At 42.9% G+C, this 12,239-nt stretch carries 13 protein-coding genes; 8 read left to right on the forward strand and 5 right to left on the reverse strand.

Annotated features, from left to right (window positions below; genetic code table 11):
• The first annotated feature begins 150 nt into the window (after window positions 1–150).
• Both NSS80_RS01355 and NSS80_RS01360 read left to right on the forward strand, forming a co-directional pair.
• A complete protein-coding gene (locus tag NSS80_RS01355; protein WP_041116507.1) occupies window positions 151–2,817 on the forward strand; it encodes a S8 family peptidase in 2,667 nt (888 codons plus the stop codon).
• A gap of 107 nt (window positions 2,818–2,924) precedes the next feature.
• Window positions 2,925–3,407, forward strand: a complete 483-nt coding sequence (locus tag NSS80_RS01360; RefSeq protein WP_024427435.1) for an Ig-like domain-containing protein — start codon at window positions 2,925–2,927, stop codon at window positions 3,405–3,407.
• Window positions 3,408–3,876: 469 nt separating this feature from the next.
• Here NSS80_RS01360 and NSS80_RS01365 read toward each other — a convergent pair whose 3' ends face one another.
• The 3 genes from NSS80_RS01365 to mmuM form a co-directional block, all read right to left on the reverse strand.
• Window positions 3,877–4,497: a hypothetical protein gene (locus NSS80_RS01365; protein WP_024427434.1), complete on the reverse strand. Its 621-nt coding sequence runs from the start codon at window positions 4,495–4,497 to the stop codon at window positions 3,877–3,879.
• A gap of 112 nt (window positions 4,498–4,609) precedes the next feature.
• Entirely contained in the window at window positions 4,610–6,013 is a 1,404-nt protein-coding gene (gene mmuP / locus NSS80_RS01370) for an S-methylmethionine permease (RefSeq protein ID WP_041116510.1), read from the reverse strand.
• 46 nt (window positions 6,014–6,059) lie between these two features.
• Window positions 6,060–6,998, reverse strand: a complete 939-nt coding sequence (mmuM, locus tag NSS80_RS01375; RefSeq protein ID WP_041116822.1) for a homocysteine S-methyltransferase — start codon at window positions 6,996–6,998, stop codon at window positions 6,060–6,062.
• Window positions 6,999–7,334: 336 nt separating this feature from the next.
• On the opposite strand from mmuM, the gene NSS80_RS01380 reads away from it, so the two are divergent.
• The 4 genes from NSS80_RS01380 to NSS80_RS01395 all read left to right on the forward strand — a co-directional run bounded on the left by NSS80_RS01380 (window position 7,335) and on the right by NSS80_RS01395 (window position 9,328).
• On the forward strand, window positions 7,335–8,165 hold the full coding sequence (locus NSS80_RS01380; RefSeq protein ID WP_034283328.1) for a YitT family protein: 831 nt from the start codon (window positions 7,335–7,337) through the stop codon (window positions 8,163–8,165).
• A gap of 98 nt (window positions 8,166–8,263) precedes the next feature.
• On the forward strand, window positions 8,264–8,581 hold the full coding sequence (locus NSS80_RS01385; RefSeq protein WP_024424392.1) for a PadR family transcriptional regulator: 318 nt from the start codon (window positions 8,264–8,266) through the stop codon (window positions 8,579–8,581).
• Window positions 8,574–9,161, forward strand: a complete 588-nt coding sequence (locus NSS80_RS01390) for a DUF1700 domain-containing protein (RefSeq protein ID WP_041106184.1) — start codon at window positions 8,574–8,576, stop codon at window positions 9,159–9,161. Before NSS80_RS01385 ends, NSS80_RS01390 begins: the two co-directional genes overlap by 8 nt.
• Window positions 9,158–9,328 carry a hypothetical protein gene (locus NSS80_RS01395; protein ID WP_176967360.1) on the forward strand — a complete coding sequence of 57 codons (171 nt, stop codon included), beginning with the start codon at window positions 9,158–9,160 and terminating at the stop codon, window positions 9,326–9,328. Before NSS80_RS01390 ends, NSS80_RS01395 begins: the two co-directional genes overlap by 4 nt.
• Before the next feature lie 17 nt (window positions 9,329–9,345).
• Here the strand turns inward: NSS80_RS01395 and NSS80_RS01400 are convergent, their stop codons facing one another.
• Window positions 9,346–10,563: a multidrug effflux MFS transporter gene (locus NSS80_RS01400; protein WP_087976296.1), complete on the reverse strand. Its 1,218-nt coding sequence runs from the start codon at window positions 10,561–10,563 to the stop codon at window positions 9,346–9,348.
• Window positions 10,564–10,776: 213 nt separating this feature from the next.
• Between NSS80_RS01400 and NSS80_RS01405 the strand changes: the two genes are divergently transcribed.
• A complete protein-coding gene (locus NSS80_RS01405) occupies window positions 10,777–11,325 on the forward strand; it encodes a GNAT family N-acetyltransferase (protein ID WP_034283161.1) in 549 nt (182 codons plus the stop codon).
• Window positions 11,326–11,372: 47 nt separating this feature from the next.
• Here the strand turns inward: NSS80_RS01405 and NSS80_RS01410 are convergent, their stop codons facing one another.
• Window positions 11,373–11,576, reverse strand: coding sequence for a hypothetical protein (locus NSS80_RS01410; protein WP_041116516.1), 204 nt, complete (start codon window positions 11,574–11,576; stop codon window positions 11,373–11,375).
• A gap of 111 nt (window positions 11,577–11,687) precedes the next feature.
• On the opposite strand from NSS80_RS01410, the gene NSS80_RS01415 reads away from it, so the two are divergent.
• A complete protein-coding gene (locus NSS80_RS01415) occupies window positions 11,688–12,227 on the forward strand; it encodes a DUF402 domain-containing protein (RefSeq protein ID WP_198527497.1) in 540 nt (179 codons plus the stop codon).
• Window positions 12,228–12,239: the final 12 nt, after the last annotated feature.

The raw sequence follows: 12,239 nt of genomic DNA on the forward strand, positions 1-12,239 counted from the left end.
TGGCAAAAAGTTTATGAAGCTATCCGTCTTGCTGACTGAATATCTCAAATCCTAGCTTAAAACGAGTTTAATTATGTAAAAAACAGATTCTACTAAATGTATTTCTGTGATATTCTTCCAAGGTATCATAAAAGATAAGGGGGTCTTTTCATGTTCAAAAAGCAGGTCAAATCCTGTGTGATCGTACTCATGGCCATCATTCTATGTATGGCAGCATTACCTGGATACGAGGCAGCAGCTGCAACTCATGGAACAAGTGTCAATGAAGCCATTGGGTTAAAAAATGGTGAAGTCATCTCAGGTACATTACAGAATGAAAAGGAAGAGTCGTGGTATCAAATCACGCCATCTGCACAAGAGGTGGCAAAACATACCCACATGCAAATTTCTGTGAAAAGTAAACAAGTGCTTTCCGTATCGGTCTATCCAAGTAAGGACAGAGCGATGAAGGATGACACCTATTCAAGGTATCGCGTGGACACAGCAAGCGGAGAAACAGAGATCAACTTCCCGCATGCATGGTCAGGTCCCTATTATGTCAAAGTGCTCTACTTAGGGTCGGAGGAAGACAGCCGTGATGAGGAAGAGGATGCGGCATATACAATCGGATATAAAGGAGCTAACCTTCCGCCTTCTGAACCTGTTTTTCCTGAAGAAGATGAGCCTGAAATCATCATTATTGAGAAAAAATACGGGCGTGAAATTCTTCAATCGATTCGTACAATTGAAGATAAACGATTCAATGAAACGGCAGAAGGTCAAAAGCTTTCGCGTCTGCTCCAAAAGACAAAGCCGTTTCTCAAATCAAAGCTCATCAAACATCAAAAAGAGCAGCAAAAGGTATACAACCATCTGCTCACATTAAAAACACTGCTAAGTGACGTAGAGAAAAATGGTGCATTTAGCGGTCATATCGTAACAGAAAAAGAACAACAGGCGATCGGGTCCCTTTTTGATATGCTCAAAGAAGCAAGTCCGGCATATTTAAAAAAGGAATTAGAAGCCGTCAGTCAAAAAATGGGCATCGATCAGCTTGAAGGAAAGTCAGTTGGTTATGTATTAGAGAAACAAAAGCTTGTAAAAGAAGAGAAGGTTAAAACGAATAAGATCATTTTTAAATTAAAGGATGGCCAAACACTTCAATCTGCGAAAAAGAAAATGAAAAGCTACGGCATCCAAGAAAACCGTGTGACCTCACAGTCAGTTAGTCCTTTATTCAAAGGAATGTATGTCTATGATGTGCCAGCAGGGCAAGAATCAGCTGGAAAGACACTAAAAGCAGGCAAAGCGGTCATCAAAAGCACGGCAAGAAAGCTTTCCAGCATGCCGAATGTTGAATTTGCAGAGCCTGTTCAAACCTATCGTGCGCTAAGCAGCGACGCGCAGTATGGTTATCAGTGGCCGTTGAAAAACAGTGCGCAAAACAGCGGGAAAAAAGGCGCTGACGTCAAATTTGAACAAATGAATACACTGATTGGCACAAGCAAAATGAAGCAGACATTAATTGCTGTTGTGGATACAGGTGTAGACAGCCGTTTGACAGATTTAAACGGGACTGTTCGTACAGACTTAGGTGCGAATCTCATTGGACGAAACAAAGATGCGATTGACGACAATGGACACGGTACGCATGTGGCAGGCATCATTGCCGCAAAATCCGATAATCATTACTCAATGGCAGGCCTTAACCAACATACGGGCATCATTCCGGTGAAGGTGCTGGATGCCTATGGCTTTGGCGATACAGAGCATATTGCACTTGGTATCAAACATGCAGTGGACAAAGGCGCAAAGGTGATCAACATGAGCCTTGGCGGCTATTACAGCAGAGTGATTGAATATGCAATGAAGTATGCTGCACAAAGAAATGTACTAGTGGTCGTGGCAAGTGGAAATGATGGCGTACCAGAAATGGGCTACCCTGCGACGTCAAAATACGCAATGGCGGTTGGCGCAAGCAACCGTATGGATATTGCCGCTGAGTTTTCAAGCTATGGCAAAGGACTGAGCATGTCAGCACCAGGGTCGGATATTCCGAGCCTCATGCCTGATGGGAATGTCTCATACCTTAGCGGGACATCAATGGCGACACCATATGTGGCAGCAGCAGCAGGGTTACTGCTTTCTAAAAATCCATCTTTAAAGCCAAATCAAGTTAGAAATCTTTTGCAAAGTACAGCAGATGACATCTCATTTAAATCGATTGATGGAAAAGACGACGTTTTCTATGATGAAAACGAGGAGCCAATTGTCGATCCGAAAATCCCAGGAATTGATTGGATGACAGGACATGGCAGACTGAATGCATTTGCTGCATTAAGTGCTGTCGAATTGAATGCATCAGTGAACAAAGTGGAAGATCAGCATCAAAAGGTGACAGGTAAAGCAAAAGCCGGTGCTGCTATTTCTGTGTATAGAGGCAAAACGCTGCTTGGAAAAGGCACAGCAGGCAAAAAAGGAACCTTTAGTGTGAAGATTAAGCATCAGAACAAAAACAAGGTCCTTCACATTAAAATGTCAAAAGGAAAGGCCGCTACGACGCTCAAAACCGTCGTAAAAAAAGGCAAAGCACCAGCTAAGCCGAAAGTGAGCAAAGTAACCATTAAAAGTAAAGCGGTCAAAGGGACTGCGGGTGCAGGCTTGACCATTAAAGTGAAAAACAAATCAAAGAAAGTCATCAAAACAGTCAAAACCAATAGCAAGGGCGCATTTACTGCCCAAATAAAACCACAAAAAGCCAAAACGGTTTTATATGTGACCGCATCAGATGTGAGAAAAAGAGAAAGCAAAGCGGTAAAAGTGGTTGTGAAAAAATAAAAAAAGGACTTCCCTTTCTAAAAAAAGGGAAGTTTTTTGTTTTTAACTGGAAAAATACCAATTCCTGTCGATAGTAAAATAGTAGGAAAAAAAAGGAGGATTTATCGATGAAAAAAATCATGTTTGCTTTCGTTCTATCATTGCTTCTCGTATTCCCAAGCTTTGCACATGCTGAAGAAACAGGTGCAGTACCAGCATCAGTAGAAGTAACAAGTGTCACAGCAGCCGATAGTGGAATAGTGAATTACGGCTATGGCAGTAAATATCGCGTGGGTTCTTATTATCCAGCTACGTTTAAAGGGACACTAAAAGATGCAAGCGGAAACCTCATGCCTAATCAGCCGATCAAGCTTTATTTTGAAGCAGCCATCAAATCATATGCTCAAACAGCGACAGGCACAACAGATGAGAATGGACAGTTTTCGCTGACGTTTCAAGTTCCTGCAGGTGCAGGCTACCAATCATACAATAATGCAGGCTGGTCAACACATTACTACGATATCGTTCCAGTGACGTTCACGTCAAACGACATCAAACTATCTTCAAATGTCACAAGTGTGTACCATTTGGCGTATACATCACGTTATTAATTTTATAGAAAAAAAGGATGTCATCAGGTGACATCCTTCAGCGTGTAGACAAACCCTCGCATTCTGTGTCAGGTCTGCGCTCTGGTACTCACGAATGTCAAATTCGCTCCGTTCCAGTGCTCGTCCTTCTTAGACTGCAAAGGTTTTCTATCACGCTGAAAAAAAACAAAGGGCTAAAATGAAAATCATTTTAGCCCTTTGTTTTTTGTTAGCAAACCTGCTGGGCGGCAACCGAAAGAGTCGATAAACAAACACTCATTAGCCGTTCTTCCCAGATTCGATCGAGCGTTTACCTTTTAATCTTGAGCTTTGATAGATAAGAACTTTCACACTTGAACTTTGATCCTTGAACGTTCAGCTTTGAGCTTTTATCAAGGATCATCCTAAGATGATCATCAGATGAGGAGGGAATGACCTTTCCCTCGGAGGTGTTTAGTCCTATCGATTTTCGGCTCACTAACAAAATCAATTAATCAATCTGTATTTTCGTTAGTGTATTGCTTTCAGACAAGGAAAAATCAACTTCCATTTGGAAATCTTCAATTTCTTTCGAAAGCTGTTCAATTTTCACTCGAAGGCGAAGCGGATCGATGATCACCGCCTCATTTTCAGCTAGAAAAGACTTCACGATCTCTTGGTTGGCGGCCGCTTGTGTCTTTCCATCTTTCCCAAACAAGGTCTCTAAATGCTGATCAAGTCTCATTTTCACATCTTCATTCGTTTGTTCAGCTTTGTCGACCAGCTCTTTGTACACCTGTTTCATTTTCCGTAAATAACGAATATCGTAGTCTATCGACGTCTTTCGTTCAATCGCTTCTGCCACCGTCATACGGACACCCGCCACATCAATCATTGTGGTTGCATTTGATACAACGATGGCTGATTTGATGGCATTCCGGCGTTTGATTAAAGCTCGAATCGATTGATCATCAGCCTTTGCCTTTTTTTCAATCTCTTCTTGATTCTGAAATCCGTGCTGTATATGTTTCCCGATCATCAATCCACCGAGTACGGCTTCATCAACGGTTCGGTTGATTCTTTTATCTAACATTTTCAGTTCACTTAATGCTCTTGTAATGGTCATTTCCATATTCACGACAACTCCCTTGGTTCATCCTGAAATCATAGATTCCTATCATATACCAAAGTGTGCTTCTTTTACTAGCAATATCCTTTTTTGTCAGATGAAAAAACCCTGATGTTTATACACCAGGTTTTTCTCGTTTTTTCTGAATCCGAGCTGTCACGTAATAGGCAGCATAGCAGAGCGCAATGAAAGGAATGCCGCAGATGAGGGCAATCCGCTGATTTGGATCAAAGGCAATGCCGATGACAGATGCAAGACATAGGAGGAAGGCTGCAATCGGAACTACTGGATAGAGCGGTGTTCGAAAGGATAAATCATGAAGCTGTCCGCCTTCCTGTAAAAATCTTTTCCGGAACATAAACTGTGAGGCAGCAATCCCCATCCATACAACCACAACGGCCAGTCCAGAGATTGACACAAGGACAAGGTATACCGTTTCTGGTGCGATCACGCTCGATAGCAAAGAAAGAATACCACCGATCATACTTAAAATGAGTGCATTCAAAGGAATGCCTTTTGACGTCAGCTTCGCCAGTTTTTTAGGAAGTGTCCGTTCCTCAGAAAGCGACCAAAGCATACGAGATGATGCGTATAATCCTGAGTTTGCGGCAGATAAGATCGCGGTCAGGATGACAAAATTCATGAAATCTGCGGCATAAGGAATCCCGATACGATCAAATACCACGACAAATGGGCTTTTGATCACCCCGGCTTCTTCTACTGGAATCAAGCCAGCCAACACAACAATCGTTCCAACGAAAAACAGGACGAGACGCAGGACGGTTGTGCGAATTGCTCTTGGAATGGTCTCGTCAGGATTGACGCTTTCACCCGCAGCAATCCCAATCAACTCCGTACCTGAAAAAGCAAAGTTGACCGCAAGCATCGTCATTAAAATTGGTAAAAAGCCGTTTGGGAAAAGTCCGCCTTCGCCAGTGAAATTAGAAAAGAACGGAGCGGCCTCACCGCCCTTTAATGGGATCAAACCAAACATGGCAGCTCCGCCAAGAATAATAAAGAGAATAATAGCCATCACTTTAATACTGGAAAACCAAAACTCTGATTCTGCAAAAAACTTGACTGTAAATGCATTCAGTAAAAAGATGAGAAGAGCAAAAACACCACTCCACATCCAAACTGAAGTGTCTGGAAACCAGCGCTGCATTAATAGTCCTGCGGCTGTAAATTCCGAACCGAGTGCCACTGTCCATGTCAGCCAGTATAGCCAAGCAACCGTATAGCCTGTACCAGGTCCAATGTATTTTGTTGCATACGTATGAAAAGCCCCTGTGACCGGCATTGCGACAGACAGCTCACCTAAACAAAGCATCACGAGGTAGACAATTAAAGCCCCGACAAGATAGGCAAGAATGGTCCCCGCAGGTCCGGCCTGATTGATGGTATACCCAGAGCTTAAAAAGAGCCCTGTTCCAATGACGCCGCCTAGAGAAAGCATGAACAGGTGCCGGCTCGTCATTTTTCGTTGATATTGTTGTGACTGATCTTTTGCTTGTTCCATGTCTTCCCGCCCTTTTGCTTAGAAGTATGTGTGATGATTCATGATGCTACGATGTGGTTCGTTTTAAGATGTCATTGATATCTTCTGGGGTCGTCCGGCAGCAGCCGCCGATGATATGCGCGCCGTCTTTGTACCATTGATGCGCACATTCCCCAAAAGTAAGATGAGACGTATCTCCGTTCCATACTTTTTCTTCAGGATCATATATTTCACCTGAGTTTGGATATACCACAATCGGTTTGCTCGTTCCCTTTTTCATTTCTTGAATAAGAGAAGTAATAAATTGCGGCGGCGTACAGTTCACGCCGACGGCAGCGATTTGTTCATAAGGCTCAAGCGCCTGTACACATTCTCGAATGGAATCACCTTCACTAATGTGCAGGCCATCCTTTGCGCTGAATGTGATCCAAGCAGATACACCGCTGAATTCATCCTGCAGCAGCTTTGCGATGGCAGTTGCTTCAATCAGACAAGGAATCGTTTCGCATGCAAGAATATCTGCACCCGCTTCTACTAATGCCTGAATTCTTGGTCTGTGAAAATCAATAAGAGCCTGCTCTGAGAGTCCATAATTTCCTTTATATTCTGAACCATCAGATAAATAAGCGCCGAATGGCCCCACAGATCCAGCGACAAATGGTTTTGTCCGTCCTTCACGACGCGCTTCATCCTGCCAAAAAAGATCGCGTGCCTCTTTCGCAAGAGTGACAGAGCGTTTCATGAGTTCAATCGCTTCTTCTTTTGTATAGCCTTTTTCAGCAAAGCCTTCAATCGTTGTTTGGTAGCTGGCGGTTGTTGCGCAGTCAGCACCTGCTAGGAAGTAGTCCAAGTGTACTTGCTGAATCAATTGTGGCTGTTCAATAAGTATTTTGGCTGACCATAAACGATCGTTTAAGTTACAGCCCTTTCGTTCAAGCTCTGTTGCTAATGCACCGTCTAAAATCAAAGGTGCGTGAGCCTGTAAACGGCTTTGAATAGGATTCATCGGAATCAAACAGCCTCCTTTTTAGATCGGAAATGATGGATATGATATGAGGCAGTAGTTTAAATGACTAAAGTGTTTTTGTCAAGGAGAGGAAAAAGCATCATAGGGCGGAAAAACCCTGAAAACATGCGGGTTTTGATGCATAAAAATGCAGTCAAAATAATAGAAAACCAAGTCATTGACAGCCTCTGAAAAGAGATATATATTATGGAAAGATTGATTTCAGAAAGCTTCATCAAAAGGCGCCGTCTTTTGATTTTTATGTTGTCCAACGACTGTCTTCTTTCGTGCAGAAAGAGGGTTTTTTATATGCTTAAAAAAGGAGGAAAGAAGAAATTGAAAAAATGTGTAAAAGATATAGCGATGATTCTAGTTGGTTCTTTTTTATTTGCCGCAGCAGTGAACATGTTTGTCATTCCGCTTGAATTTGGTGAAGGCGGCGTAACAGGGCTGTCCATTATTTTTTATTATTTGTTTGAGATTGCACCGTGGCTGACGAACCTCGTGTTTAATGCCATCTTACTGCTTGTCGGCTATAAGTATTTAGACAAGAAGACCACGATTTATACTGTGGTTGCCGTCGCAAGTAACTCTCTATTTTTGCACCTGACCACAACATGGGTCGTGAATGTTCATGAATTGATCATTGGAGCGATTTTTGCAGGAATTATCATCGGAATTGGGATTGGTCTTGTGCTCAGAGCAGGTGGAACAACGGCGGGTTCTGCCATTCTCGGAAGAATTGCCAACAAGTATTTAGACTGGAACGTGAGCTATGCCATTTTGTTCTTTGATCTGATCGTTGTATTTGCTTCCTATTTTATTATTGGTGCGGAAAAATTAATGTTTACCATTGTGATGCTGTACGTGGCGACAAAGGTGATGGACTTCGTGATAGAAGGACTTAACACGAAAAAGGCAGTGACGATTATTTCTTCATGCAAAGATGATATTGCGGAAGAAATCAATCACACCTTAGATCGAGGCGTAACGATTTTAAACGGACGCGGTCATTATTCAAAGGAATCGAAGGAAATTCTTTACGCGGTCATTCAAAAGCAGGAGCTCATGCGCCTTAAGAAAATTATTAAGAAAATAGATCGAGACGCATTCGTTGTTGTCCATGACGTACGCGATGTGTTCGGAGAAGGATTTGTGAATATATAAAAATGAAAAGACCCGAAAAAGGGTCTTTTTTTATTCTCTATACCTCTTGTCACACAATACTATGTAATGTATAGTATAAAGAGTTAGGAGTTGTAAACATGAATGCACAATTAAAAAAAGGATTACTGGAATTTTGTGTACTGGCGGTATTAAAGAAAGGCGATTCCTATGGTTATCAAATCATTAAAGATATGTCCCATTGTATTGAGATTTCAGAATCGACATTGTATCCGATTTTAAAGCGTTTAGAGCAAAACAATTATGTGGAGACCTATTCCCAGGAACATAACAGTCGATTAAGAAAATACTACCGCATGACAGAAAGCGGGCGGGAGCATATGGCGCAGTTTTTAGAGGAATGGGATCAGGTGATGGCGATTTACGACTTTATTTCTGGAGGACAGGGCAATGAATAAAAAAGAATTTTTGAGCAGCCTAAAGAAGCATCTGCATCTTCTAGGCGACAAAGATAGTGATCGGTTTATCGAATACTACGATGAAATGATTGAGGATTATCAGGAAGATGGCTACAGTGAAGAGGAAGCGGTTCATCAAGTCGGGCAGCCTGCTATGATCGCTGAAGGGATTATGAAGGAACAAGGAATAAAAACCGTTCAGGTGCCGACGTTTGGAGAAAAAGCGACGAGACTCTCCATTCTCATTTTAGGCTTTCCGTTATGGGGCAGTATTCTAGCAACAGTCTTCCTGCTGATTCTTTCTGTGTATATGGTGATTTGGTGCATTCCACTCGTGACAGGTGCATTGACGCTTACTGGTCTGCTCGGCGGTTTTTGGAGCATCATTGGTTCTCCATTTATTTTTCAGGACGGTTTGCATGTGGTGGTGACGCAGGTTGGCGTTGGTATTCTTCTATTAGGTGTCGGATTATTAAGCGGCATAGCCACAGCGTATTTGACAAAGCTATTTGTGCAAATGACTATTCAAACCACTAAGGCATTCATGGGAATGTTTAAAAAGAAGGTCGTGAGAGTATGAACGTGAATGATTTAAAAAAGCAATGTATCAAATGGGGGATCATCTTCACCGTTGCCGGAGGAATTGTCATGGCAATTGGTTTTGGACTATCAGGCTTTGATTTAGATGCATATCACAACAATGACGAGAGTAACGTGTTCCGCACCATTAATTGGAGCAAGCCATAATAAATGAAAAAACCCGCTTATGCGGGTCTTTTTTTCGCTCGGGCCACAAAGAAGAAATAACAGCAAAGTGCGCCTAGATCACAAAGCATAATGATTAGACCCATTGGAAAAGCTGTTTGGCTTCCGGCTAGTCCGACAAGAGGGGTCATGCAAGCGCCTAGCAGCATTTGTGCCACACCGATCAGTGCAGCTGCACTTCCTGCATGCGCTCCGTGATGCTGCATCGCAAGAGACGGCGCAGATGTGCCGACAATTCCAACGCTTGAGACAACAAAAAACAGCGGAATCAGAATACCGTACAATCCTGCATCAATTGAGATCATGAAAAATAAAGTGACTCCCCCTAATGCAGCTATCAGCAATCCAATGCGAAGAACTTTCTCTTCACCGATTTTCGCAGCGACTCGGGCAAATACTTGTCCAGCCGTGATAATCCCAAGACTATTTACCGCAAAGGCCGCACTAAATCCTTGTGGAGAAAGGTTAAAAATCTCCTGAAGCACAAACGGTGAACCTGAAATATAGGCAAACATTGCTGCGAAGACAAGACCTTGTGATAGGGCATATCCAACAAAGAGACGATCGCTCGCTAGAATTTTCATCGCACCTAGGATCTGTTTGAAGCCCCCAGTCTGTCTGCGTTCCGCAGGTAAGCTTTCTTTCAATGAAAACATTGATCTTAGGAGCATTAGCGCTCCGAGGATTCCTAGAAGAACAAACACACCCTGCCACGTCGTGAACCGTAACATTTGTCCGCCCACGATAGGTGCCGCTGCCGGAGCAACCCCGTTGACTAACATCAGCAGTGCAAAGAATTTCGTCATTTCTGATCCTTCATAATGATCTCGGACAATGGCTCGTGCAATGACAATGCCAGCTGAACCAGCAAGTCCTTGAATCAATCTAAGAAGAATGAACGTCCAAATCGATGTGACCACTGTACAAAGAAGGGATGCTGCAATAAAAATGATCAATCCAATCATGAGCGGCTTTCTTCTGCCGACTGTATCACTGATTGGACCTGCAATCAGCTGTCCAAGAGCAAGTCCAATCAAACAAGCCATGAGACTTAACTGAGACAGCGCCGTGCTTGCTTCAAAGTCACGGGCGATATTAGGTAAAGCAGGTAAATACATATCCATTGCCAGCGGAGCAAGGGCGGTTAAAGATCCGAGCAATGCGGCAAGGAGAAATCGATTTTTTTTCGATTCTTGGGGATAAGATAAAGAACTCATATGATGACAACACTCCTCGTATACTTCCTCAACACAGCATAATGAATCAAGCGTTCCTTTTCAATGAAAATTTTTCAAAGATGATTTCGTGCAAAATGATTGATCTTTCGAATGAGACTCTTTACATTGAATGAGTAGAGAAAAGAGTAAGGTGATCGCATGCAGTGATTGCATGATACGTATATCCATTAATAGAGAGCAGGAGGTGCTGACATGAAGCAGCAAGAGCTGATCATTCGTCAAGCAGTCAAAGAAGATCATGAGGCTATCACACGCGTGCTGATCAAATCCTATGCACAGTATGAGCCTCAATTTACAGAGGAAGGCTGGCAAAATTATTCTGCCGCGCTTGCAGCAGCTGTAGATAATCCGAACATGGAGCTGATGCTTGTGGCGGAGCTTGGCGGCAAAGTCGTAGGGACGCTTCAAATGTTCCGCTCATCAGAGCAAGCGTATGACAAACCCGAAATGGGCATTACATCAGCCATCGTCCGGTTTTTAGGAGTAGATCCCGATGTGAGGGGAAAAGGCATTGCAGAATCATTGTTGCGTAAAAGTATTGAACTGACGCAATCATGGGGCGAAAATGTCCTGTATCTTCATACATCTGATAAAATGCAGGCTGCCATTCGCCTATATGAAAGAATGGGCTTTGAGCGTGCGCTTGATAAAGAATTTGTGAACCAAAATGGGACACATGTCAAGAGCTATCAATATGTGATCAAGAAAGAACAGCCGGCAGGTTCATCAAATCACGCGTAATAAAAGGAAGAGCAAGTCCTGCACGGGCAGCTCTTCCTTTTTTCAATTTACGCCCACAGTGCCAGCGCCCAATATGATACCCCCCAGGATATTAAACCGAACATGACAAAGAATTTTAACATGCGCTCGTAAGGAGACAGCTTTCGTTCTCTCTTCGTTTTCACCAGCTGCCAATAAAGGACATAGCCGCAAATCATGAGGATGATTTGTCCAAGCTGTGTAAAGTTTTCAAGAATCGTGATTCCGTTCATTTCTTTCACCTCATCATAGGGCTTCCATAAGTAAATGAGGCAATCCTTTATTTCTTCAGAAAAAATCGGTGTATACTGGAAAGAAACGAGATGTTTAGAGGGAGTTGTGACATGTTGTTTTCGCTGCATGCGAATCGTTGGGATGAAGTCATCGAGAGAAAAATCAAATACGATCAGAAAGTTGTGGAACATACCTGTCAGCTGTTAGATGCACAGGGACAGCAGGCTGTGCTGTTTCACAAGATTGAAGACCCATTTACGATGAGGGCAGGTGCTGGTTTTCTGACCATTCCAAAAGGGAGCTATACGACCGCCTATTATTGGAAGGATCGTCCTTATAACATATATTTCTGGAGAGATGATCAAGGAAAGGAACTAGGATCTTATTTGAATATGGTGGGAGATACACAGTTCAACGGGCAGCTGGTCATGTTTGAAGACCTCATTATTGATCTTCTCGTTCTTCCGAATGGTGATGTCTTTGTGCTGGATGAAGATGAATTGCCGGAGAGTTTAGCGGATTTTGAACACGGTACAGTGCGGCGGGCATTAGAGAGCGTGACAGCTTCGTTAGAAAGCATTCTCGATCAAGTGAGGGCAGATGCCGAAGGGAAATATCATCACAGCTTGTTTGAGCCGATGTTGAGATAGAAAAAAACGATT

This window comes from Bacillus sp. FSL M8-0350 (assembly GCF_038593345.1).
GTDB classification, from domain to species: domain Bacteria; phylum Bacillota; class Bacilli; order Bacillales; family Bacillaceae; genus Bacillus; species Bacillus safensis.

Coding starts and splice junctions, on each gene's coding strand:
- NSS80_RS01355 (WP_041116507.1), top strand. CDS start 151: ATGTTCAAAAAGCAGGTCAAATCCTGTGTGATCGTACTCATGGCCATC.
- NSS80_RS01360 (WP_024427435.1), top strand. CDS start 2,925: ATGAAAAAAATCATGTTTGCTTTCGTTCTATCATTGCTTCTCGTATTC.
- NSS80_RS01365 (WP_024427434.1), bottom strand. CDS start 4,497: ATGGAAATGACCATTACAAGAGCATTAAGTGAACTGAAAATGTTAGAT.
- mmuP (WP_041116510.1), bottom strand. CDS start 6,013: ATGGAACAAGCAAAAGATCAGTCACAACAATATCAACGAAAAATGACG.
- mmuM (WP_041116822.1), bottom strand. CDS start 6,998: ATGAATCCTATTCAAAGCCGTTTACAGGCTCACGCACCTTTGATTTTA.
- NSS80_RS01385 (WP_024424392.1), top strand. CDS start 8,264: ATGAATGCACAATTAAAAAAAGGATTACTGGAATTTTGTGTACTGGCG.
- NSS80_RS01390 (WP_041106184.1), top strand. CDS start 8,574: ATGAATAAAAAAGAATTTTTGAGCAGCCTAAAGAAGCATCTGCATCTT.
- NSS80_RS01395 (WP_176967360.1), top strand. CDS start 9,158: ATGAACGTGAATGATTTAAAAAAGCAATGTATCAAATGGGGGATCATC.
- NSS80_RS01400 (WP_087976296.1), bottom strand. CDS start 10,563: ATGAGTTCTTTATCTTATCCCCAAGAATCGAAAAAAAATCGATTTCTC.
- NSS80_RS01405 (WP_034283161.1), top strand. CDS start 10,777: ATGAAGCAGCAAGAGCTGATCATTCGTCAAGCAGTCAAAGAAGATCAT.
- NSS80_RS01410 (WP_041116516.1), bottom strand. CDS start 11,576: ATGAACGGAATCACGATTCTTGAAAACTTTACACAGCTTGGACAAATC.
- NSS80_RS01415 (WP_198527497.1), top strand. CDS start 11,688: ATGTTGTTTTCGCTGCATGCGAATCGTTGGGATGAAGTCATCGAGAGA.